At 55.0% G+C, this 21,000-nt stretch carries 20 protein-coding genes and 1 pseudogene; 12 read left to right on the top strand and 9 right to left on the bottom strand.

The window, feature by feature from the left end:
• Nucleotides 1–16 precede the first annotated feature (16 nt).
• Nucleotides 17–367: a P-II family nitrogen regulator gene (locus Thiosp_RS11130; RefSeq protein WP_201068542.1), complete on the top strand. Its 351-nt coding sequence runs from the start codon at nucleotides 17–19 to the stop codon at nucleotides 365–367.
• Between the two features lie 2 nt (nucleotides 368–369).
• Nucleotides 370–822, top strand: a complete 453-nt coding sequence (locus Thiosp_RS11125; RefSeq protein ID WP_323697063.1) for a CBS domain-containing protein — start codon at nucleotides 370–372, stop codon at nucleotides 820–822.
• Between the two features lie 209 nt (nucleotides 823–1,031).
• Here the strand turns inward: Thiosp_RS11125 and Thiosp_RS11120 are convergent.
• The 6 genes and pseudogenes from Thiosp_RS11120 to Thiosp_RS11095 all read right to left on the bottom strand — a co-directional run.
• Nucleotides 1,032–1,208: pseudogene (locus Thiosp_RS11120) on the bottom strand (IS4 family transposase); the annotation flags it as partial.
• Complete coding sequence (locus Thiosp_RS11115; RefSeq protein WP_201068543.1) at nucleotides 1,169–2,581, bottom strand: glycosyltransferase; 1,413 nt, start codon at nucleotides 2,579–2,581, stop codon at nucleotides 1,169–1,171. The pseudogene Thiosp_RS11120 and the gene Thiosp_RS11115, both read right to left, overlap by 40 nt.
• A 63-nt stretch (nucleotides 2,582–2,644) precedes the next feature.
• A complete protein-coding gene (locus Thiosp_RS11110) occupies nucleotides 2,645–3,130 on the bottom strand; it encodes a cyclic nucleotide-binding domain-containing protein (protein WP_201068558.1) in 486 nt (161 codons plus the stop codon).
• 51 nt (nucleotides 3,131–3,181) lie between these two features.
• Complete coding sequence (gene hisB, locus Thiosp_RS11105; RefSeq protein WP_201068544.1) at nucleotides 3,182–3,808, bottom strand: imidazoleglycerol-phosphate dehydratase HisB; 627 nt, start codon at nucleotides 3,806–3,808, stop codon at nucleotides 3,182–3,184.
• A 177-nt stretch (nucleotides 3,809–3,985) separates the two neighbouring features.
• Nucleotides 3,986–5,191 carry an exo-beta-N-acetylmuramidase NamZ family protein gene (locus Thiosp_RS11100; RefSeq protein ID WP_201068545.1) on the bottom strand — a complete coding sequence of 402 codons (1,206 nt, stop codon included), beginning with the start codon at nucleotides 5,189–5,191 and terminating at the stop codon, nucleotides 3,986–3,988.
• The gene (locus tag Thiosp_RS11095) at nucleotides 5,175–6,014 is read right to left on the bottom strand and encodes an arylesterase (RefSeq protein WP_242518879.1); all 840 of its coding nucleotides are present in this window, start codon (nucleotides 6,012–6,014) and stop codon (nucleotides 5,175–5,177) included. Before Thiosp_RS11095 ends, Thiosp_RS11100 begins: the two co-directional genes overlap by 17 nt.
• 53 nt (nucleotides 6,015–6,067) lie before the next feature.
• Between Thiosp_RS11095 and Thiosp_RS11090 the strand changes: the two genes are divergently transcribed.
• The 5 genes from Thiosp_RS11090 (at nucleotide 6,068) to Thiosp_RS11070 (ending at nucleotide 12,174) form a co-directional block, all read left to right on the top strand.
• Entirely contained in the window at nucleotides 6,068–6,775 is a 708-nt protein-coding gene (locus Thiosp_RS11090) for an ABC transporter ATP-binding protein (RefSeq protein ID WP_201068546.1), read from the top strand.
• On the top strand, nucleotides 6,775–9,294 hold the full coding sequence (locus Thiosp_RS11085) for an ABC transporter permease (RefSeq protein WP_201068547.1): 2,520 nt from the start codon (nucleotides 6,775–6,777) through the stop codon (nucleotides 9,292–9,294). The genes Thiosp_RS11090 and Thiosp_RS11085 overlap by 1 nt, the downstream gene beginning before the upstream one ends.
• On the top strand, nucleotides 9,294–9,749 hold the full coding sequence (locus Thiosp_RS11080) for a DUF2782 domain-containing protein (protein WP_323697062.1): 456 nt from the start codon (nucleotides 9,294–9,296) through the stop codon (nucleotides 9,747–9,749). The genes Thiosp_RS11085 and Thiosp_RS11080 overlap by 1 nt, the downstream gene beginning before the upstream one ends.
• 156 nt (nucleotides 9,750–9,905) lie before the next feature.
• Nucleotides 9,906–10,931 (top strand): amino acid ABC transporter substrate-binding protein, encoded by a 1,026-nt coding sequence (locus Thiosp_RS11075; protein WP_201068549.1) that lies wholly within the window; start codon nucleotides 9,906–9,908, stop codon nucleotides 10,929–10,931.
• A 13-nt stretch (nucleotides 10,932–10,944) separates the two neighbouring features.
• Entirely contained in the window at nucleotides 10,945–12,174 is a 1,230-nt protein-coding gene (locus tag Thiosp_RS11070; protein ID WP_201068550.1) for a DUF1015 domain-containing protein, read from the top strand.
• A gap of 4 nt (nucleotides 12,175–12,178) precedes the next feature.
• On the opposite strand, the gene Thiosp_RS11065 is transcribed toward Thiosp_RS11070, so the two are convergent.
• Together Thiosp_RS11065 and Thiosp_RS24710 are read right to left on the bottom strand one after the other, a co-directional pair.
• Nucleotides 12,179–13,204 carry a site-specific integrase gene (locus tag Thiosp_RS11065; RefSeq protein WP_407702790.1) on the bottom strand — a complete coding sequence of 342 codons (1,026 nt, stop codon included), beginning with the start codon at nucleotides 13,202–13,204 and terminating at the stop codon, nucleotides 12,179–12,181.
• Nucleotides 13,132–13,506: a helix-turn-helix domain-containing protein gene (locus tag Thiosp_RS24710; RefSeq protein WP_407702782.1), complete on the bottom strand. Its 375-nt coding sequence runs from the start codon at nucleotides 13,504–13,506 to the stop codon at nucleotides 13,132–13,134. The genes Thiosp_RS11065 and Thiosp_RS24710 overlap by 73 nt, the downstream gene beginning before the upstream one ends.
• Before the next feature lie 598 nt (nucleotides 13,507–14,104).
• Between Thiosp_RS24710 and Thiosp_RS11060 the strand changes: the two genes are divergently transcribed.
• The 4 genes from Thiosp_RS11060 to Thiosp_RS11050 all read left to right on the top strand — a co-directional run bounded on the left by Thiosp_RS11060 (nucleotide 14,105) and on the right by Thiosp_RS11050 (nucleotide 18,032).
• On the top strand, nucleotides 14,105–14,830 hold the full coding sequence (locus tag Thiosp_RS11060; protein ID WP_201068552.1) for a hypothetical protein: 726 nt from the start codon (nucleotides 14,105–14,107) through the stop codon (nucleotides 14,828–14,830).
• Nucleotides 14,831–15,658: 828 nt separating this feature from the next.
• On the top strand, nucleotides 15,659–15,850 hold the full coding sequence (locus Thiosp_RS24705; RefSeq protein WP_201068553.1) for a DUF4124 domain-containing protein: 192 nt from the start codon (nucleotides 15,659–15,661) through the stop codon (nucleotides 15,848–15,850).
• Nucleotides 15,851–16,256: 406 nt separating this feature from the next.
• Nucleotides 16,257–16,592, top strand: a complete 336-nt coding sequence (locus Thiosp_RS11055; RefSeq protein WP_201068554.1) for an SWIM zinc finger family protein — start codon at nucleotides 16,257–16,259, stop codon at nucleotides 16,590–16,592.
• Nucleotides 16,593–16,913: 321 nt separating this feature from the next.
• Nucleotides 16,914–18,032: a carboxypeptidase-like regulatory domain-containing protein gene (locus tag Thiosp_RS11050; RefSeq protein WP_201068555.1), complete on the top strand. Its 1,119-nt coding sequence runs from the start codon at nucleotides 16,914–16,916 to the stop codon at nucleotides 18,030–18,032.
• A 550-nt stretch (nucleotides 18,033–18,582) separates the two neighbouring features.
• Here the strand turns inward: Thiosp_RS11050 and Thiosp_RS11045 are convergent.
• On the bottom strand, nucleotides 18,583–19,749 hold the full coding sequence (locus Thiosp_RS11045) for an IS4 family transposase (RefSeq protein ID WP_323697061.1): 1,167 nt from the start codon (nucleotides 19,747–19,749) through the stop codon (nucleotides 18,583–18,585).
• Nucleotides 19,750–20,352: 603 nt separating this feature from the next.
• Between Thiosp_RS11045 and Thiosp_RS24700 the strand changes: the two genes are divergently transcribed.
• Nucleotides 20,353–20,703: an SH3 domain-containing protein gene (locus Thiosp_RS24700; protein WP_407702781.1), complete on the top strand. Its 351-nt coding sequence runs from the start codon at nucleotides 20,353–20,355 to the stop codon at nucleotides 20,701–20,703.
• The last annotated feature ends 297 nt before the right edge of the window (nucleotides 20,704–21,000 follow it).

The raw sequence follows: 21,000 nt of genomic DNA, 5'->3' as shown, positions 1-21,000 counted from the left end.
TGCGAGTCCAACAGCCATGCATTTCAAACTGATCATCGCCCTGGTACAGAGCGCCGAAACCGAAAAAGTGCTAAAAGCCGCACGCCATGCCGGGGCCACTGGCTCGACTGTCATCAGCCAGGCGCGCGGCGAAGGCGTCGAGCAGCAGAAGACCTTTTTCGGGCTGACGCTCGATGCCCCCCGCGACCTGCTGCTCCTCTTGGTTGAAGAACATCTGAGCCGCAAGATTCTCGAAACCATTAGCGAGGTCGCCCGCTTTGAGGACAAACCCGGCTGCGGCATCGCCTTCCAGATCGATGTCGAGGACGCCGTTGGCGTTCGACATCAGGTCGAGCGTCTGATTGAAACCGTCGAAAAAGAGATTTGACCGTGACAGATACCAACACCGATCCCCTCCCGCTGGAACCCGACTCGCGTCCCCCTGGCATGGCCACGATACGCGTGCGCGACGTCATGAAACGTCAGTTCGATATCGTCGACGGCATGGAAACCGTCGCCGATGCCCTGGCACAGATGCTCCATGTCGAAACCAAATGCCTGATCGTCAAAAAGCGCCACCCCGATGACGAATACGGCATGGTGCTGATGTCAGACATCGCCCGCAAAGTCCTCGCCCAAGATCGCTCCGCCGAGCGGGTGAACATCTACGAGATCATGTCCAAACCTCTGCTGAGCGTCCCACCCGAGATGGACATCCGCTATTGCGCGCGCCTGCTAGACCGCTTCAACCTCTCCCGCGCACCGGTGGTCGAAAACAGCGAAGTCATTGGCATCGTCAGCCTGACTGACCTGGTGGTGAAAGGCATGCTGACGCCCGACTGAGAACCAGTCGCACGCAGAGCAAACTAGGTAAAGCAATGCCAAAACAGGCTTGATGCGTAATGCTTCAAATTTCTCTTGCCTGGCCGGCTTTACATTCTTTCAACGCTTCTTCGGCGAGAAAATCAAGCTTGCCATCAAAGCAATGTCATTAGTACTAATAGTCACAAGTGCCCCAACGTTTAATCGATTAAATTCAATTGCTTAGCGTTTTACTGATCCGTGTATTTGACGGAAACATGGTTAAGTAATTGATTTATATGCACACGCTCGAACAACGTCAGGCTCAGAACCTGTAGCAAATTATACAGACTTTCATTGATATTCAATCGTTTCTTTACAATTGCTACTAATACATATGTCGAGATCGCCATCCAAATTTGCGATTTAGACTCGCCAATGACCCCAATTCATTGGTCGTGACAGGGCACAGCGCTAACATCCTTGCCGCAAGCACATCCCGCCCGTATTCTTGCGCAAGCTCGGCGCGACGTTGGTTAAGGTCGCGTTTAATCTCTTGATTGCTATTACTTAACCTGCCTATCAAGAAAGCTCCAATCGCTGAAGAATCTGCTCCAAAAAAATCACCGCTGTCATATTTCCGGATAATGAGGCCAACCTCTGAATGCGGTTCGATGCCGATTCCGAGAATGTCAGTTCCTGATGCAAGGTATTCAAACAGCTTTCCAGTGAGTATGCCTTCACGCCTGCCGGCGTCGAACTCAGGGAATAGCAGCAGGTCAGCGTCGCGCTGCATTCTTAGCGCACGGTCCCGTGGGACTAGCCCATTGCACTCGACCAGATCGGATACTTGGTTCTGCTTTGCGAGAGAATCGATATTATCCAGCCGTGAACCGGCAAAAATCACACGCAACCGATTTGCCTGCGCGAAGCCCTCGCGTCTTAGCTCGTTGATTGCTTGGAAAAGCGGGGCCGGATCCTGCCTGCCAGGATAGAGGGTTCCGGTATAGAGAATCCGAAATTTTTCGTCCTGCGGAAAAGCTCGCACTGGCGACAATTCCCGATAATCATCCGGGTCAAAGCCATTTTCGATGACATGCGCTTTGCACCCGTGCTTACTTTCTATCTGGCGGGCGAGCCCAGCGCTGACTGTTGTCACGGCATCGGCGGTTCGTAACACTCGCCGCTCTAGCCATTCCTCCACGTGAGTAAAAGGCCAAAGACCGGGAAAGATATGATTCTGCGTCCACATATCGCGGAAGTCGGCGATCCAGTAATTCGCGCGCCGGCGTTGCTTAAGTCGCATTGCCACAAGGTGACAGGCGTATGGACCATAGGTGCTGACCACCAGATCCCAATGCGTCTGAGCGACCGCCCTGAATGCCGGTTTGATCCATAAATCATGGTGGTCCGGCATCCGAGCGGTCAGGAATATGCCGCGAGACTTACGGAATCTGTCAAGCGGGCGGGTAACGGAAACTTTGAGGCTTCTCCACAAATGCGCTTTTTCAGCGGGAACGCTGTTGCTATGTTCTTCCGCGGCGCCTTGAGTGACCGCACGGCGCGTGTCTTCCGGAGCTTTGAATCGCTTCAATAAGGCCAGTTCGGGAATCGGTACTTCAAGGCACTTGACTGAATCATCGAGAACCAGCTGGAGGTCTGAGACTGATGGCGCTTTTTCCGTCGTCAATACGCTGACATCATGACCGGCTTGTGACCAGTATTTCGCCCAGGTGTAGGGTCGCAGAGAGGCAATGGAATTGAGCGGCGGGAAATACGCCGAAACAATCAGAATTCTCATTGAGAGCAACCGGCCCCTCTGCTGCCATGATGGACGCTCGTCTGACAATCAACATCCGCAAACTCAATAGAGGGCATGAGAGGTATGGATGTACTTGGTCAGCTCCACATATTGCGAGTTCATGCGCCGCAGAATGTCCTGGCCGACCTGGACGATGTTCTGCATCACCCGGTAGACCATCCACGGATAGTCAAGCAGCAGGGACTCGAAGGCCTCGCGCTCGATGCTGCACACCTGCGTCATGCCGAGCGAGCGCAGCGAGGCGGTGTGGGGCCGCCCGCTGATAAAGCCCATCTCGCCTGCCATGTCGCCGGCGCGCAGCACATGGATGGTGGTGAACTCGCCGCGGCCGAGATCACGGGTGACGGCCAGCGCACCCGCGGTGATGATATGCAGGCTGTTGTCGACGCGACCCTCCTGAATCAGAATCTCCTGGTCCTCAAGCCGCCGACAACAGGCAATGCCAGCGAGGGCGCGCACCTGATCGTCGTCGAGATTGGCCGTCAGCGGCGAGCGGCGCAGGGAGGCGAAGTCGTCTTTCGCAGTCATCATAGATACCTCAATCTTTAACAACAAAAACCGGTTAGCCGCGGCATCGGGCTAAAGCTGCTCTTTGGTCGACGGCAGCCTTCCCGCCATACGCGGGTCGGGCTCGAGCGCCATGCGCAGGGCGCGCCCGAGGGCTTTGAACACCGTCTCCGCCTGATGATGGGCGTTAATGCCGCGCAGGTTGTCGATGTGCAGCGTCAGGGCGGCATGATTCACCAGGCCCTGGAAGAATTCCTGAAACAGATCCACGTCGAAGTCGCCGATGCGCGCGCGGGTGAAAGCCACTTGATAGGTCAGGCCGGGCCGGCCGGACAGGTCGATCACCACGCGCGACAGGGCTTCGTCCAAGGGCGCATAGGAGTGGCCGTAGCGGTTGATGCCGCGCTTGTCGCCCAGGGCTTGTTTCAGCGCTTGGCCGAGCGTAATGCCGACGTCCTCGACCGTGTGGTGGGCGTCGATGTGCAGGTCGCCGCGCGCGGCAATGCTAAGGTCAATCAGGCCATGCCGGGCGACCTGATCGAGCATGTGATCGAGAAATGGCACGCCTGTGGCGATGGCGGACTGCCCGACGCCGTCGAGGTTGAGCGCGATGCGCACCTCGGTCTCGGCCGTTTGACGCGTGACCTCGGCGGTGCGCGGGGCGGTGATCAGGGCTTTGGAGGGATCGGACTCGCTCATGACAAGATTTCCAGAGGACGGTGCTCGTGCGACGAATTGCGCGGTGGAGATTGTGAGCGCTTAGGCCAATAGCCATTCACGCAATAGCCATTCACGCGGATCGTTGCTTGGGCAGTAATGTTCGGTAATTAGGTTGGGTATCAGGTCGAGAAACTGGTTCGATAGTTGGGCGAATCCTTAAGGATAAAGCAGAAAAGGCTGCCGTGCCTCGCGCCACTGGGCCTCGTCCGCCTGCAGACGGGAGTCGAGATCGCCCGGCTCGGCCTCGGGATCATCAACCCAGGTGCGCAGGCCGGTGCCGCCGTCGATCAGATCGATGGCGAGGCGCTCCGCCTCGTATTCGTAGGGGAAATCGCGCCAGATCGGCTCGTCCGGTCGCTCAAGACGCAGGGCTTTCAGGAACAGGGCCACCAGCCGATAGGGGCGAAACCGCTCATGCCCATAATGGGCGCTGTCGGTGTGAATTTGAATGCCTTGGCAGAGGGTGCCGGCGTGCTTCTGGAACATGGGCGCAAAAGTGCAGCAGCGCACCAGGCAGCCGTCCATCCAGGACGCGGCCAAGCTCTCCATGCGCTTGAGAAGCGCGCAGACATTGAGGCCAGGCGCGCCTACCACTTCAAGCGGAATGGTGGTGCCCCGCCCTTCCGACAGATGGGTGCCTTCAATCAGCACGGTGCCCGGGAAAACGCGCGCCATGTTGAGCGAAGAGGCATTGGGGCTGGGGTTGACCCAGGGGATCTCGTCGCGCGGCCAGCCGCAGCCGGGCGCGGCCTGCGGGTCGTAGCCATCCATGGGGATCACGCGCAGATCAAGGTCCAGGTCACGCTCAGCGACGAACCAACGCGCCAGCTCACCGAAGGTGAGACCATGGCGCATCGGCAGGCGCCCGGCACCGACGAAGCTCTCCCAGCCAGGCTGCAGCAGCGCGCCCTCAATCGGGCGGCCAGCTGGATTGGGCCGATCCAGCACCCAGACGCTCTTACCCTTTCCGGCACAAGCACTCAGCATGTTGGCGAGCGTGGTTACATAGGTATAGATCCGGGTGCCAATGTCCTGCAGATCGACCAGTAGCAGGTCGAAGCTGGCCAGCATCTCCTCGGTTGGGTAGCGCACCTGCCCGTAGAGGCTGAAAACCGGGATGCCATAGACCGGATCGACGTAATCATCGGACTCGATCATGTTGTCCTGCTTATCCCCGCGCATGCCGTGCTGCGGGCCGAAGGCAGCGACCACATCAACCGCGCCAACTGTGATCAGCGCATCGAGCGTATGACGCCCGACGTGGTTGACCGAAGCGGAGTGCCCAAGCAGTGCCACCCGCCGCTCGCGCAGCTCGGCACGTAACTCGGGGGTGCTGAGCAGTTGGTCAATTCCAAGGCGCATGGGAAATTCCCTCATATCGGCTAGAACCCGCTTGGGGATCAGCCAGCGCGGTACTCTTAAAATGTCGCGGAAGGCCAATGGCGGACTCGCCCGACGCTGCGCCCAGCAGTGCCTGCACGGACGGCCAGAGATGATCCAGAATCAGCGGCTGTGCCGCTGCGGTGGGATGCAGGCCATCAGACTGCATCAGATCCCAGCGCTCGGAAACGCCCTCAAGCATGCGCGGCACCAGCGCGACCCCCGTCCGCTCGGCCACTGCGGCAAAGAGCCGTTGAAAGCCCTCGCTGTAGGCCGCACCGTAGTTGGGTGGCAGGCGAACACCCAGCAGCAGCACCTCGGCGTCGGCAGCGCGCGCCGTCTCAACCAGCCGCACCAGCCGGTCCTCGATATCCTGAAGCGGAAAGCCGCGCAAACCATCATTGGCGCCAAGCGCGATCATCACCGCATTCGGCTGATGCTCAGCAAGCAGGTCGGGCAGGCGCTCGAGCCCACCCGCGGTGGTTTCGCCTGAAATGCTGGCATTGGTTATCACCACAGCAGGCGCGGCACCCAGAGCGCGATCCTGTTGCTCGCGCAGTCGCTGCCCAAGCAAGGCGACCCAACCGTCATCAACATGCAGCCCGTAAGCCGCGCTCAGGCTGTCGCCGAGGATCAGCAGGTTGAGCGGCTCGGCCGCAGGACACGGGCGAGCAACACTGACTGCCATGAGAAAGACGAACAACAACACCCCGAATGCCCAGGTCGGGGTATTCGATAGGCCAAGCCCCCTGACAGCCCCAGTTTCGGCTGCCGTGGACAGTAACTTTTTGCCATTCACGCTCATTCGGCAATTGCTGTGAATCTTCATCTCGCCAACAAACCCTGACTAAAACAAGCATGACGGAATCTGACACTCTCACGCAAGCGCCGCCGCTTTGCCGCGCGCTCGCGGTCGAAAAAAACCTGCAAGGCCCGCAAGGAGCACTCAACATTTTGCGCGCTTTGGACCTGGATGTCGCGCCTCGCGAAGCAGTAGCCATTCTTGGCGCCTCGGGGTCGGGTAAATCAACCTTGCTCGGGTTGCTTGCGGGCCTCGACAGCCCCAGCGCCGGTGAGATCTGGCTCTGCGGTCAGCCTGTCGCCCAGCTCGACGAGGACGGCCGCGCCGCCCTGCGCGAAGGTCAGGTGGGCTTTGTTTTCCAGAGCTTTCAACTGCTGCTAACACTGACAGCGCGGGAAAACGTGCTGCTGCCGCTGGAGCTGGCCGCTGAGCATTACCCGGATGCCACCGGGCGCGCGGATGAGGCGCTTGCCGCCGTGGGCTTGCGCGAGCGCGCCGGCCATTATCCGCGCCAGCTCTCCGGCGGTGAGCAGCAGCGGGTGGCGATCGCGCGTGCCTTCGCGCCGGCACCGCGCATTCTGTTCGCCGACGAGCCCACCGGCAATCTCGATGCCGAGACCGGCGAGCGCATCATCGATCTGCTGCTCAAACTGCGCGCTGATGCCGGTGCCGCGCTGGTGCTGGTCACCCATGATCCGGCGCTCGCCGAGCGCTGCGACCGCCGCTTGCGGATGCAGGACGGACGCCTGCAGGAGCTGGCCTGATGCCTTCGCTGTCACACCAGTCCCCTCGCCGCGACACCTGGCGCCTGGCGCTGCGTCTGCTCGGGCGCGACTGGCGCAGCGGCGAGCTTGGGCTACTCGTGGCAGCCCTGGTGCTGACGGTGGCGGCGGTCACCGCGGTGGGGTTCTTTACCGACCGCATCGCCGGTGCCATCGAGCGCCAGGGCGGCGAGTTGCTGGCCGCGGATCTGGTCATCGCCTCAAGCAGTCCGGTGGCGGCGTCCTTCAGCACTCAGGCACGCGATGCAGACATTAAAACCGCCGAGACCGCGACCTTCCGCAGCGTGGTACTGGCCGGCAACAAGACCCAGCTGGTCCAGGCTAAGGCCGTCAGCCCGGAATATCCCTTGCGCGGCACCCTGCGCATTCAAAACAAGCTAAACGGCCCGAGCGAAGCAATCGACAGCGGTCCGCCAACCGGCAGCGCCTGGGTCGAGGCCAGACTGCTTTACACCCTAGACCTGCAGCTTGGCGACAAGCTGCGGCTCGGTGAGCAGGATTTCACCATCGACGCCATCATCGCCTACGAGCCCGATCGCGCCGGCGGGTTCTTCAACATCGCACCAAGGGTGATGATCGCCGCTGCCGACCTTCCTGCCACCGGGCTCATCACTCCGGCCAGCCGGGTGGATTATCGCCTGCTGTTCGCCGGCGCGCCTGCCGCTGTGCGCGATTTCGCCGACTGGGCGCGCGAGCGCCTCTCGCCCGATGCCGAGATGCAAAATGCCCAGGACGCGCGCCCCGAGCTCGCCTCCGCCACCGACCGCGCGGCTCGCTTTCTGCATCTTGCAGCCCTGACCACTGTGCTGGTCGCCGGCGCCGCAGTGGCGCTGGCCAGCCGTCGTTTTGTCGATCAGCAAACCGATGCGGTTGCCGTGATGCGCTGTTTGGGTGCGCCGCGCGGGTTGCTGACGCGTCTTTTTCTCTGGCGCCTGCTTGGGCTCGGCTTGATCGCCAGCACCCTCGGCTCCGGGCTCGGCTACCTGGCCCAGCAGGGGCTCCTGTGGATTCTGGGGGACTGGTTCGGCACCAGCCTGCCGTCGGCCTCGCCGCGCCCGCTGGTGCTGGGTTTTGGCACCGGCCTGATCGCGCTGGCCGGCTTTGCCCTGCCGCCGCTGGTGCAGCTCTCACGGGTGCCGCCGCTGCGGGTGCTCAGGCGCGATCTGGGCGCCCCACCGGCATCGCTCGCGCTGGCCGTCGCCGCGGCCGTCGCAGCGCTGGCGGTGCTGTTGTTCTGGCTGGCAGAAGACAATGGTCTTGCCCTGCGCGTTCTCGGCGGGGTGATCGGCGCCGTGGCAGCATTAGCGGGATTCGGTGCTTTGCTGGTGTGGGGCGCACGCATCGCCGCCCGGCACGCGCGCGGCATCTGGCGTCTGGGTCTGGCGGGCATCGGCCGGCGCCCGGCGCAATCCATCCTGCAACTGAGCGGTTTCGGCATCGGCCTACTAGCGCTGCTGCTGCTGGCCGTGGTGCGAGTTGATTTGCTACGCGACTGGCAGGCCAGTCTGCCGGAAGGCGCGCCCAATCGGTTTTTGATCAACATCCAGCCGACCGAGGTCGATGCGCTGCGCGCAGCTTTCGTTGAGGCCGGTATCGAGACCTCCGGCATCTACCCGATGATTCGCGGGCGCCTAAGAGCCATCGGCACGCGCGACATCGAGACCGAGACCTTCGACAACCCGCGTGCCGAGCGCCTGGCCAGGCGCGAGTTCAACCTGAGCCATGCCAGCGCGCTGCAGGACGATAACCGCATCCTTGCCGGCACCTGGTGGAGCGGAGATGATGCACCGGCGCAGTTTTCAGTCGAGGAAGGCATCGCCGACACCCTGAATATCGCCCTGGGCGACACCCTGAGCTTTTGGGTCGCTGGTCAGGAGGTCAGCGGTCCAGTCACCAGCCTGCGCGAGGTGCAGTGGGACAGCTTTAACGTCAACTTTTTTGTCATCGCCCCGCCGGGCGCGTTGGCCAAGCAGCCGGCCACCTACATCACCAGCTTCTATCTGCCGCCCGGCCGCGAGGACTGGATTCCAAAACTGCTCGGCCAGTTCCCCAGTCTGACGCTGATCGACACCGACGCCCTGCTGACCGAAGTGCGCACGGTAATCGACCAGGGCATTCGCGCGGTGGAATATGTCTTCATCTTCACCCTGCTTGCCGGGCTGCTGGTGATGATCGCCGGCATTCAGGCAAGCCTGAGCAGCCGTCGTGCCGAGCACGCCGTGCTGCGCACCCTCGGCGCCGCCCGCCCGCCCCTGCTGCGCGCCCTGGCCATTGAGTTCACCACCCTGGGCCTGCTCGCCGGCTTGCTGGCCAGCGCCTTCGCCGCCCTGATCGGCTGGCTGCTGGCAACCCAGGTGTTCGACCTGCCCTACACCCTCGATCCCTGGCTGTGGCTGATCGGCGTGCCCGGCAGCGCGTTGCTGATCGGAGTGGCCGGCACCCTGGCGAGCTGGAGACCACTGGTACGCCCGCCGCTCAGCGCCTTGCGGGCGAGTGGCTGATGCCGTTCAGCGCCGCTCCCGTTGCAACGACCGTTACCGGCGTCGTCTCATGGCGGCTTAAGCCTAGACAAAAACCCTGCTATGATTCGCGCACATTTCGCCGTCCTGCCGCCATCATGACCGCCAAACCCAAGCCACGCCTGCCTGCCGTTGTATTGCTGTTTTCACTCTTGGCGCTGGCCTTGCCCATGGCCACGAGCCTTGCCGTCGATGTCGTGGACCTCGATCTGCGCGTAACCGATGCAGACATTCAGCCATCAGTCACGCTGAAGCAGTTCGACAACCGTCGGGTCGAGGAGTACAGCGTCAACAATAACGTCTACATGCTCAAGATCACGCCGGCTGCGGGGGCGCCTTACTATCTGGTGGATCAGGACGGCTCTGGGGATATGTCGTGGAACCGTGGTCCTGGACCCAACCTGCAGGTACCGCAGTGGGCGCTGATGCGCTGGTAAGATGTTCCGCAAGCAGACCATTCGCCAGATACTCTGCCCTTCGCGAGGACGCGGACCCGATTTACTGTGGTCGGGTGCGCCTGTTCGGTTTTTGGCCGGAATACCCAAGCGAAGGGTTTCGGCATGACTGTTTTTCCAACACATGAGGCCCGCTGCATGAAAATCCGCGATACGTGGCCGCGCTGGCTGCTGGCCGTTGCACTGCTTGCCACCGCCAGCCTGGCAAGCGCCGATACTCTGGGTAAGATCAAATCCCGCGGCACTGTGAAATGCGCGGTCAATGGTGAGGTGCCCGGCCTGTCGATGAAAGCTGCGGACGATAGCTGGAGCGGCATGGATGTCGACTTCTGCCGCGCACTCGCCGCCGCCGTGCTGGGCGATGCGGACAAGGTTGAATTCATTTCCACCACGGCGGCCAAGCGTTTCGAGGCGCTGAGCGCGGGCCGCGCCGATGTGCTCGCGCGCAACACCAGCTGGACGCAGGCACGCGAGTTGACCGAAGACATCCGTTTTGTCGGGGTGCTCTATTACGATGGTCAGGGCTTCATGGTGCCGCGCGCGAGCGGCAAGCGCAGCACACTCGAGTTGGCCGACGCGAAAATCTGTGCCATCGCCGACACCACCAATATCGACAATGCCAAGCGCTACTTCACTCGCAACCGCATGCCGATGGAAATCATTCCTTTCGACGATTTGCCCGCCGCGACCAATGCCTATCTGGAAGGCCGCTGCAATACCCTGTCGGCCGATCAGTCGCAGCTCTATGCGGCACGCACAATCTTTCCGCAGCCGAATGAGCACCGCATTCTGCCCGAGATCATCTCGCGCGAGCCGCTGAGTCCGGCGGTCCGCGAAGCCGACGCCAAGTGGTTCGAGCTGGTCCGCTGGACGCTGTTCACCCTGATCAATGCCGAGGTCTTCGGCATCGACGCCAGCAATGTCGCCGGTGCCCGCGAGCGCGCCAGCAGCGATGAAGTCCGCACGCTGCTCGGCTACGACAGCGCGATCAACGCCCGCCTTGGGCTCAAGGAGGGCTGGGGCGCGCGCATCATCGCCGCGGTCGGCAATTATGGCGAGATGTTCGAGCGCAACCTCGGAGCCGCCTCGGGTCTCGACATCAATCGCGGGCTCAATTCACTCTGGGATCATGGCGGACTGCTCTACGCCCCGCCGCCACGATGATTGGTCCACGGCCATGACATTGATCAGTCCCTTTCGCGGGCTTCGACCCGCCGATGGACGCGCCGGCGACATCATCGCGCCACCCTACGACGTGATGAACGCCGCCGAGGCGCGCACCATGGCCCAAGGCAGGCCATACAGCTTTCTGCACGTCTCGCGCCCGGAAATCGACCTCCCCGAAGGCAGCGACCCGAGCGCCCCCGCCGCCTACGCCAAGGCGCGGGAGAAGTTTCTCGCCTTGCAGCAGCAGGGCCTATTGCTGCGCGACGCTACGCCTGGTTTTTACGTCTACCGGATGACCCAGGGCGCGCACCGCCAGACCGGCCTCGCGGCCATCGCCTCAGTTGCCGCCTATCGCGACGGCCGCATCAAAAAGCATGAGCTGACCCGCCCCGCCAAGGAAGACGACCGCGTCCGTCATATCGAGGCGCTCGACGCCCAAACCGGACCAGTTTTTCTGATTCACCGCACGGAGGCGACTATTGCGCAACAGCTTGCCGAGCATAGCAGCAGAACCCCCGCGATCGATGTCCGCGCCGACGATGGCGTTACCCACCAGATCTGGCCCATTCAGGACAGCGACGCCATTGAGTCGCTACGCAGCGCCTACGACGCCCTAGGCGCGCTCTACATCGCCGACGGCCACCACCGCTGCGCCGCCGCAGCACGCGTCGCCGATGCGCGCCCCAACTCGCCGGATGCTGGCGGCTTTCTGTCAGTCATCTTCCCCGACGACGAGACCCGAATTCTTGCCTACAATCGCCTGATTCGGGACACGAACGGTCTGAGCGTCAGCGAATTTCTCAGCCGCGTGTCGGAGGAGTTCGAGCTCATCATCCAAGACGCTCCCGTCACGCCTGAGCGCGCAGGCGTCTTTGGCCTCTATCTGGAGCGCCAGTGGTATCGCCTGTCACTTAAGCCCGGCCTGCAACGGCAGATCAGCTCCCGCGACCCCGCCAGCCAGCTCGACGCCAGCCTGTTGCAGGACTTCCTGATCCAGCCCATCCTCGGCATCGACAACCCCAGAACCGACGAGCGCATCGACTTCGTCGGCGGCAGCCGCGGCATCGCAGGCCTGACCGACCCTGTCGACCAAGGCCGCATGTGCCTGGCACTCGCACTGCACCCCACCAGCGCACAACAGCTCATAGCCGTCGCCGACGCCAAGGTCCTGATGCCACCAAAGTCCACCTGGTTCGAGCCCAAGCTGGCCGATGGGCTGTTGTGCCATTTACTAAGCTAAAACATTAGCTTACAGCGGCACATCGAATATCATCAGGCTCAGCGTGACGCGATCGTGACTCATCCAGAACCGTTACAGCATAGCGGATACGGTCCGGTGCCAGGTGCGCATAGCGCTCTGTCATGGTGACAGATGAGTGGCCGAGCAGATCTCTGACTTCAGTCAGGGGCACTCCCGCTGTTACCAGCCAAGCGGCGCATGTGTGTCGCAGGTCGTGAAAGCGGAAGTCTTCAATTCCAACCTTCGCACATGCGGCGAGAAAACCCTTGCGGGCATCATAGACGCGCTTTCCATCTTTTTTGACGAACACCAGCGGACAGTCAGGAAGGTTCTCTGCCCGCCACCTTGCACGTGCCAGCAGTGCCTTCCGAGCAGTCTGGTTAAGCGGAACACTCCGGTATTTTCCGCTCTTGGTCTCAACAGCCTCGAGATGAATGGTGCTCGACTTCAGGTCAACCTGAGTCCACCTAAGACCTAACATCTCATTTCGTCGCATGCCGGTGTTTAGTGCGAGGATGATGAGGTCTGCCAGGTAAGGTGAACGCGAACTTCTCGCTGCTTCAACGAGCTTATCGGCTTCTTCGTGTCGTAGCCATCTAACGCGGCCTTGCGGTTCCTTGAGCATCCGGCCTTCGACTGGGTTTGGAATCTTCCACTCAAGATAGTGACGAACGTAATTGATAGCCGCAGAGAGAACTTCTAGTTCGCGGTTGATACTGCTATTTGCCAAGCCTGCATCCTTGCGTCGACCGACATACTCCATAATTTCTGAACCTTCAAGGTGAGTCATATCTTTGCCAGCGAAAGCCACTCGCAGTGCTGACACAAAGCACTGGATCGACGGCAAGGAACGCCGGTCTGACACATGTCGCAGATAATGCACCATCGTATCCTCGAACGTCCGGACGGGCTCCCTACCCCACTCTCGCTCTTGGTATGTTTGAGTCTTCCACTGACTCAACAGAGCCTCGGCTTCCTTGCGTTCCTTGGTGCCAGTAGAGCATCTAATTCTTTTTCCCCTTGAGTCGATAAAACTCCCCCACCAGAAAGGCGAGTCCGCCCTTTGGTAGAGACCGTCTTTGTCGTTACGTTTGGCCATGTCGTTTCTCCTGCATTCGGATTACGCATAGCCGATCCCACTCCTTCATTATACTCCTTTCCATGAAGTCTAGCAACATACTCCTCTATTGAAGCCGTTATGATACGAGCGGAACGCTTAGTAGGGTAAACGCGCTTCAACTCTTCTTTTTCAACAAGCCGTTCTATTGATCTTACGCTTAGGCTCAAGAGTTCAGCTGCTTCGCTGTAGGTAAGGAGTAACTTTGTTTTCATGGGATCGGCCTGACGCATTATTTATGAACAAGTGTCAGCAGTTGCTTTTCTGCCTTGTTTGTTCTTTACGCTTTTGCCAAATACCCACGAACAAAGAATTTTTAAAAATATTTCTAAAGTAAAAAAGGTCAGTATTTTCAGATCATTATGTCTTCCAACAACGTGCAAGGTTTCGCAAAAAAAGAAGTCATTATTATCAAGATATTATTTATTAGAACTGACTTCCAATTTTTAGATCTATATTTTTGACAAGAGAAAATTAATCCCTATTAACTTGCTCGTTCTTTAAACACATATTTTGGGACCATTATCTTGGCCATTTCTTGTCACAAACTCAAACACTTCCAACAAGACGACTCCCAAACATGAAGCCTTAGAACTTGATAATCCGAATGTTACCTGACTAACTCTTGATGACCGAATACTTCACTGGGTAGACCTTGAGGATTCAAAACTTTAACCGCTGGAACTTGAGGATTCTGACCCTTAATGTTCACGGTGTGTAGAATATTGGCCCATGTCTTGACAAACGCGTCCTTTGCGATCTCAAACTTAACAAGGAAAAGCGTTCCTATTTTTTCAATTACTTGAGGTCGCGATGTACCAGAAAAACGAAAACGGTTACTTAGTGCTCCTGTCAGAGAACGCCCTGATCTCCCTAGTCTTGTCTTCACTGGAAGCCTACGCGGTGGAAAAACGTGGAGCTCGAGGAAAAAACAAGAAGGAACTGGAGACTTACGGGAGCATTTACGGCCAGCACACAACACTTGCGGACGGTCGAACATTGTTCCGCCTGGAGATGGCTCAGACAGATACGACGGCTCGGCAAACAACATGCTCGGTTCAATATAGTGAAGAGGCGATTTCCCTGAAACGGGCCGCCCTTGGCGCGTTCTGGCCGCATCTGGACTACCTTGGCGACTTCCACTCGCACCCCTACCGGAACATCACCGAAGCACGGAAGTGCCAAGGGTTCTATTTGTCAGAGGGTGACAGAGCCAACCTTGACCGCCACTGGAAGTCTTTCTGGAAAAACCTGCGTTATCGGCTAGGCTTGGTGGTAACAGTCGCTCCGATGCAGCGAGCACGGGAAAGCATGAGCTGGTGGGACGGAAAGGGGCTAAACTGTTTGCAGTTCACCATCGGTAACTTTAGACTCTGGATTTCCGCCTTCTGTGTCTTTGAGGAAAACAGCAAGGGGTGCTACACCGAAGACCAGGATGAGGGCGTTGAGTTGTCAGCACCTGCCCTGACCGGCCTAGTTTGGGAACATGCAGAGTTCGGAAAATACAAAAACGGGGCTTTTGAGCTGGCAGCAGCGTAGGGAAAATGTTCCTGGAGACTGTTTCTGTGGAACTTTGCGTAAATCAGATATAGCGGAAAAATGTTTTCCGCATCGTTTCTGAGGCCAAAAAATAATTTCCATGACGCTAAGACGCCATGCTGACAAATCCTATCCCTGATAACGCTAATAGCGTAAAAGAACACCCGCCCAGTCGCTTCAATGTGGGTCTCGTTCCCCGCCTTAGGTCTTTAGGTCTTCAACAGTTCAAAACTTACGTCCTACCCGGCACCCTTCCGACAGCATCACCTAAGCCCGGACGTGCGAAGGGTTATAACTGTCGGAGGGTGACAGGGCCTGCATTACCGGAAACTGGAAACAGTTCTAGAAGGACTTACGTTACCGGCTCGGCCTGCTTGTAACGGTAGCGCCCATGAAACGAGCACGCGAAAGCATGAGCTGGTGGCATGGTAAGGCGCTAAACTGTTTGCAGTTCAACATCGGAAATTTTAGACTGTGGATATCTGCCTTCTGCGTCTTCGAGAAAAACAGCAAGGGGCGATACACTGAGGAGCATGACGAGGGGGTAAAGTTGTCAGCCCCCGCCTTTACCGGTCTGATCAGGGAGCATTCCCCGTTTGGAAGATACAAAGACGGGGCTTTTGTGCTGGCGGCAGCGTAGAGAAAATTCGCTGGATACGGGTTCTTAGGCATTTTGCGAAATTTAGTTTTTGCAGAAAAGTGTTGGCTGGCTTGATTGTTTCTGAAGCCAACAATAAGTTTCCATGACGCCAAGGTATCTTTCTTGACCACTTGTTCCTGATGAAAGTCTGATTAGCGGGGTCAACAATAGGGAAAAGAGCCTAGACCATGAGAATAATTATTACTGCCGTGGTTCTGGTTGCGGCATCACAACCAGCGTTTTCTGACATGTACAAATGCGAAGATCCGGTTGGCAAGACGATCTATTCTCAGACACCATGCTCTGAGAACGCGGAACGTATTGACCAAAAAGTTTCAGATGATGATGCCATGACTCCTCAGCAAAGGCAGAGAAAATAATTGATGGCGTATGGTCGGTAGAACGCACTGACGCGATTAAACGGTGCAATAAAAAGCACGAAAGTTATAGCTTGGGAGCGGCATGCGTTAGGAATGAAGAAGCCGGTCTTCGGGAATTTTTTCAAGGCTACAACATGGCGCCAGAGCCGATGGATGAAGCCAGAAGACGCTGCTTCGGAAAGCACGAATCATGGTCGCTACGTGCAGCTTGCATGCGAAATGACGAAAACGGATATCAGCAATTACGGTAATTTATATAATTTTCGCAAACTGGAAAATCGGTCTGCGGAAATATTAATCACTCATTAATAGCCGTAAAACGAACTGGAAGGCAAGTCGGTCTCGATCTAGGTCAACCGGCTTTGATAAGGATGTAATTTTGTGTCAAAAAAGGAATATCATAGAGATGCCTAAAATATTATTTGAAGTCCAAGGGTCAGCATCCGAACCTTATGATGTTAACTTCGTAAAACGAACAGACTCTAACTTGTCCGCCTATTGTTCTTGCCCTGCTGGAGAAAATGGTCAATATTGCAAACATCGATTTAATATCCTAGATGGGATAAGAAAAGGAATAGTGAGCAATAACTTAGATGATGTCAAGATCGTCCAGTCTTGGCTGGTTGGAACTGATCTTGAAGAAGCATTAAGTAAGATGCGTAAGCTAGAGATAGAAGCAGCAAGAATAAAGAAAGAATTATCTACCGCAAAAAAAGATGTTTCAAAGGCCATGCGTGACTAACGCAACGTGAGCGAGGTAAAGAATAATTACAAGAATTAAGAAGTGCCAAGTGAAAACAAGATTACAAGGAAATCAACAACCTGAGGCAAAAGTGAAATCACTTTAAGCCAGGTACAGACTTGTTCAGGTATTTATACGCGGCAAGGGGTTAGAGAATTTGGTGTGGTTTCTTGATTTAATTAGGAGAATAATTTAGCTTCTAAAACAGTTGATTTTAAGCTGCTAGTAAGTGTTGTCTTTGAATTCCTGGTAAAGTCGTGATAATAGCTAAGATAGTATTGCTAGATATGAAATCATCCCCAATGTCGAGAGAGAAAACCAATGCCTGAAGAATCTCAATCCCCACTGGCTGAAATTGTTGCGTTGCTTCCTTATGGAAAGGTTGCAGCGAAAATTGGCCGAGTGGTCATGAAGGGTCTTATTACTCCCCCTACAGAGGTCGAAGGTTTTGTGAAAGATTCGAGTGGCCATGTCATATATGATGTAGTCGTTCATATCGGAAATCAGCAAAACAAAACTACCATTAATGGGAGGTTTTTAATTCAAAACCCAGATTGTGGTCATCAATATATATCCCTTGAGTACAAAGGCCAGATCATTCATGAAGTTGACCAATTAAATATAAAACAAGGAGTCAGAACTACGCTAACATTAATAGCTCCAGACGCATTGATATCTGGGGATTCTCAAGCTATTAATAAAGTTAACGAAGCTCTCCAAGCTGATGAGGCTGCTTTATTGGGTGCTGGTGTAGAGACAATAGCTGATGTCGATTCCGCAGGTTATGAAGAAAGATCAGATAATGATATTAAATATATTTCTATTTTAGAGGATGTTTTAGAAGATACTGTAATTACTGCTGAGGAAAGAATTAAATTGCGGCGTAAGGCGGGGCAACTAGGATTAAGCCTAGAAAGAGCTAAAATACTGGAACAACAGACTATGGAAAGTATGGGTTTAAGTTCTTCACCGTCTGGAAAAGATGACGCCCAGATGTCCAATGATAGTGAAACATCGGAAGGTACGATTAGTGAGTTTCAGGATCTATTAAAAACCGAGATGAGCGATTGGGATAAGTATTTTTCTTTTAAGGATGACGGTTATTTGTTTTGGGGCACCAATTTTCATGAATCATTTATATATCTATATTTAGAAATCGATGAGGATGATAGTGAGGACGTAGACATATATATTGGCCTGCTGAATCTGCATCCACGAAAAAACAAATTTAGCAAATTGAAGGAGTCATATTACACAATAGACGATCCCGAATACTTTGCCGATAATTGGGAATGGGATTGTAGCGAAAGTGAAATATTCTACTCCACAACAATAGAGTTAGGCGAATTTGTTAACAACTTAGGCTGGATTAGGGAAGGTCTTTTGCAATGGCAAAGCTTCTTATCACTAAATGGACTAAGGCTAGCAAAGCCAGAATGAAATTTCTGTCTTAAGCCAATTAAAGGGGCCGCGTTCGGTTTTCTTGTAACCGATAAATAGCAGGAACGTCTTCTACTTCGCAACTCTTAAGGGTTTTCAGGTCTTCATCTAAGCAAGAATGGCGGTAAGGATTGTTTCGCCCCTGCCTTTGCACCAAAGATTTCGCCATGAGCTAGCATGCGTCTAACACCAATATGCTTTTACTCATTTTGCGAATACCGATCTCTTAAAGCCCTTTTTTTATTTGCTAATCGCCGAGAGCAACTTCGCCTTCTACCAGGGAAAATTATGGATTACTTTCAAGGGGTGGTAACCGATTTCCTCAGAGCAAAGCGATCCGTCTTTGTTAATACCGAATGCCTCATCTCCCTTGATAAAGGTGAGAAACTACATAAGAACAGACATTGGTATTGTGACGCGATGGCAGTGGACTTCCACCAGAGCAGTATCTTCCTTTGCGAAATAACCTATTCTGCTACTGCTCACTCACTACTTTCCCGCCTACAGAATTGGAGAAATTTCTGGTCCGAAATCACTAGTGTCCCAACGTTTAATCGAATAAATTCAATTGCTTAGCGTTTTCCGGATCTGTGTATTTGTCGGGAACATGGTTAAGTAGTTGATTTATATGCACACGCTCGAACAACGTCAGGCTCAGAACCTGTAGCAAACTATACAGACTTTCATTGATATTCAATCGTTTCTTTACAATTGCTACTAATACATATGTCGAGATCGCTATCCAAATTTGCGATTTGACTGCATTTTCAGTCGTGCCAAAGAAAGCTTTTATGCGCAGGTGTTGCTTGATCCATTTAAAAAACAGTTCTACGTACCAGCGATTCCGATAAAGCTCTGTGATCGTGAATGCGGACAAAGCAAAGTTGTTTGTTAAGAAAACCAGTTCTTTATTCGTTGCTGGATCGATGAACTTAATGCGGCGAAGATGCTGCGGATAACGCAAGGCCGTATTGACAACTGTTAGAGAGACAGTTTGGTCGCATCTTAATCCGGTTGTCTTGTCGACCGGGCGAGAGTGCAATCTTCGCATCTTTGTATTCGATTTGGCGCGTATAACAAAAAAGGCCCCGGCGAGCTGAAAGCGATAAAGACGCTCAAAATCTAGATACGCACGATCCATGATATAGAAAGCGCCCGGCTCAATAGTCAGCAAATCTAGCGCCTTGACGTCATTCAGTTTTGCGTCGGAAATTGCGATAAAACTCGGTATGTTACCGCGTAGGTCCAGTAATGTATGGAGTTTTATGCCCGCTTTCGTGCGCCGAAAAGGCGCCCATGGAAAAACAGAAAGACAAAGATCGATTGTGGATGAGTCAAAGGCGTAAACTGTCTGCTCAAGGTCAAGCGCGAGTTTTTCGTTGCTATAGAGGTCACGGGCGATTTGAATTAGCGTGCTAGTGAAGTCGGCATAAATCCGCCAGTCACGGACCTGGTTGGCGCTAGCAAGGGTATTCCGCGATATCCCTCCACGAATACCCATGTGGTAAAGCTTGCTCGAATGCGCGCGCAGAGTCGTTTCAATATCTCGAAGGCTTTCCCGATAGGTCAGTTGCGCGAACATCATGCTTAGGAACTGATCGAGACACGAGAATGATTTGATCTTATGGTTGCCACGATAACGCGTCACGCACTGCCGAAAAGCCGGCAACGGAAGATGCTCGGTTAACTGTGAGAAAACGAGTTTGCCGGTATACATTCGCAATTAGCCTCCAGTCAAAGATTCCGGACGGAGGCTGGGCGAAATGAGCCGACGCGTTCAAGTCGATTTTCTCGAAAAATCCTAAATGTATCTTAAATATAAGTACTTACGTGGCCCGTGTACGAAACGTTGGGACACTAGTGGTCCGAAATAGCTAATGCCGTTCGGCGCGATTCCGGCGTCCCAGGTGATTGGCTAGTCAGCCCATGGATATTCTTGCCGGAAAAGTATGAAAAAACATTTCGGGCCAAGTACGCAGCCCTTCCAACGCCCGCCGACACTCACGTTCAAATACCAGACTTACGAATAACCCATCTTGAGTCAACGCTCCCGTGGGAATATATAGTCACATGGAATCGCACAAACGACCATATTTCTAGCGGCATATAACAAGATTTCGCAAAAGTGAAGCTGGAAATGCTTCTGCGGGCAGTAAAAAGACTGGCACAGGAAGTCGACAACCAACACATTTATAGTTTGCCGAATAACTTAAAATCTCTCAAACTAAGCGAGCGATTGCTTAATAGACGAGTCACTATTTGACCTCAAGTCATGAATTCTGTTTTTCACGGTGATACCTGACTTAAGTAAATTATTGACATGAACAAAGACGCCCTTCGACTTCTAGCTGCCGGTATCTTGCTTGCAGAATTTTCTCACGCCTACGCCACTGGGGATTGGTGTGGTACACCGATAAAAACCAGCGATGGATTTGTTAATCTCCGATCTGGTCCAGGTGCGAATCATCGCATAACTGGCCAAGTCCATAACGGAGATCTATTGAGGATTGACACCGGCCAATGTAGGGATGATTTCGGGACACTCCTCTGCGACGAATCTGGGAAATGGGTCTTTGTTCAAAGCGTAGACCGCCTTAGAGGAAACGCACCCGACCAAAAGGGCTGGATAAACAGCCGTTATGTCAGCCAAATCGCTTGTGTTAATGATTAATGGACATTCGGCAACAGTCCTTTCAAGGTGGTTCTGAATTTTATTCAGAACTGCGCACTCTAAATGCCGAGCTTTTTTTGAGATTCAGATACGCAAACTTTCACCAATTCTTCTTCTAACCGCCCCCCCTCTTTTGAACATTTTCTAGCTTAACGGTCGCCGCAAGTTATAGAGGCGCTTGGTACAAAGTCTGGTATCCAGATAGTTTTCGGGTGGTACCCTCAATACCTTCGAGCACTTCTAGGGATGGTGTCGACAGTGCATTCTTCCGCTCCCCGAATGGCCAGGTCGAGTTCT

It is taken from the genome of Thiorhodovibrio litoralis (assembly GCF_033954455.1).
GTDB lineage: Bacteria > Pseudomonadota > Gammaproteobacteria > Chromatiales > Chromatiaceae > Thiorhodovibrio > Thiorhodovibrio litoralis.
Note: the sequence above shows the minus strand (reverse complement) of the source record. Positions and strands in the feature narration are given on the sequence as shown.